Origin of the sequence: Acinetobacter sp. UBA5934 (assembly GCF_002430855.1) — a bacterium.
In the GTDB taxonomy this organism is placed as follows: domain Bacteria; phylum Pseudomonadota; class Gammaproteobacteria; order Pseudomonadales; family Moraxellaceae; genus Acinetobacter.
In genome coordinates this window covers 1-621 of sequence record NZ_DJDC01000177.1, presented here as the reverse complement: position 1 = coordinate 621, position 621 = coordinate 1, and the positions used below count along the sequence as shown (strand labels likewise).

Here is a 621-nt window from a genome sequence, read left to right as displayed (position 1 = left end):
AATCCGCTTAAGATGGTAATCTTAGGCGGATTTTTCTTTGGCTGTGATTTGGGATTTTTTTAGGTGAATTTTATGCAAAACCTTACTACGATTGCTGCGATTGCAACTCCGCCTGGGCGGGGTGGCGTGGGGGTGATTCGTCTGTCTGGTCCGAAATCTTATGCCATTGCAGAAGCTTTGACTCAAAAAGCCTTGCCTAAAGCCCGTTTTGCCGGTTTCCGTCAGTTTTATGATGCTTCGGGTGAAGTGATGGATGAAGGCTTGGCCATTTGCTTCCCGAATCCACATTCGTTTACCGGTGAAGATGTGGTGGAGCTGCAAGGTCATGGCGGCCCGGTGATTCAAAATGCTTTACTTGGCCGTTTACTGGAGCTGGGTGCAACCGCTGCCAAAGCGGGTGAATTTTCCATGCGTGCCTTTGAAAATGGCAAACTGGATCTGGTGCAAGCCGAGGCGATTGCCGACCTGATTGATGCTACTTCACAAGCTGCAGCACGTTCTGCAGTACGCTCGTTACAAGGCGCCTTCTCTACCCGGGTCAATACCGTATTAGAAAAATTGATTCATTTGCGCCTGCATGTGGAAGCTGCGATTGATTTCCCGGAAGAAGAAATCGACTTT

The 621-nt window shown here is 49.0% G+C and carries 1 protein-coding gene; it reads left to right on the top strand.

Annotated features, from left to right (window positions below; all coding sequences use genetic code 11):
• Positions 1–72: 72 nt before the first annotated feature.
• Positions 73–621 (top strand): tRNA modification GTPase (locus B2Y23_RS12895; RefSeq protein ID WP_414632129.1); only part of this gene is annotated, 549 nt, incomplete at its 3' end.